Origin of the sequence: Herbaspirillum sp. B65, assembly GCF_000333555.1 — a bacterium.
GTDB lineage: Bacteria > Pseudomonadota > Gammaproteobacteria > Burkholderiales > Burkholderiaceae_D > Herbaspirillum > Herbaspirillum rubrisubalbicans.
Window position 1 is genome coordinate 1 of sequence record NZ_BADI01000318.1, and the last position, 967, is coordinate 967.

The window sequence follows — 967 nt, forward strand, 5'->3', positions numbered from 1 at the left end:
GCTCTGCACTTCGCGTCCGGTTTTACAGATGCCGACCAGACCAGCGGTCACCGTGTCGATGATTCCGTTGGTGTTGCCGAAGGGGAAGGGATTGATAAACAGGTCACAGCCGGCAATGATGCGCATGTAGTCGTCATAGTTCTGATGGGGATAAACCGTTGCAGAACTTCCGAGAAACCGCGCCACCAGACGCTTGACTGCCGGATAGATCAGGCCCTGGGCCTGACCGATCAGCATATGGAAATGGACGGGAACACTGGACTGCTGCACGACGCGCGCGCACGTCTCCAGGAAGCCAGGATTGAGCTTCATGGTGGTGGCACACAACGCGATCTGCACGACCTCGGGATTCAAGCGAGGCTCGCTCACCTTCAGTTGTTCTGGCAAGGCACCCGAAGCCCTATAAGGCATACCATCGCTGGGTAACTTGAGCAGTTTCTCGCTAAAGCAGCTCTCATCACCCACATAGTCCTCCTCCACCACAACGTAATCCACGGCATGTGCATGAGTCGTCGCAGGATGTCCCAATGCCATGGCCTGAATCGGGGCCACGCGGAGATTGGATAACCACATCGTCAGGGGGAACATCCCTACGCTAGGCATGTACATGATCTGTGCATTGCGCGTACTTGATTCTTGCTGGATCAGTCGCAGTTGCTCAATCATCGACTGTGTTTGATCGATGGCGATAAATTCATCGAAAACCTGCTTGGTAACATCATCCACACAACCTTCATAAGCCATCCCGACAACATGGAAATGTTGACGTGCTTCCTCAATCGTCTTGGAATGCGTCCGGTAAATCGAATGCGCCTTTGAAAACCATTCCAGGACGACCAGCAACACTGGCTTTCCTGCTGCGCGCTTCTTGCTACGTTTTTCCTCAAAACGCTATCCAGAAGAACTTGCTCAGAGAGCTTGCGACGGATCAGAACATTGATGGGACGCTTGATGTCGTGTTTATCTG

1 pseudogene is annotated in these 967 nt (G+C 53.1%); it reads right to left on the reverse strand.

Annotation, left to right across the window (positions count from 1 at the left end):
• Positions 1-846, reverse strand: a pseudogene (locus I5W_RS08165) (peptide transporter); the annotation flags it as partial.
• Positions 847-967: the final 121 nt, after the last annotated feature.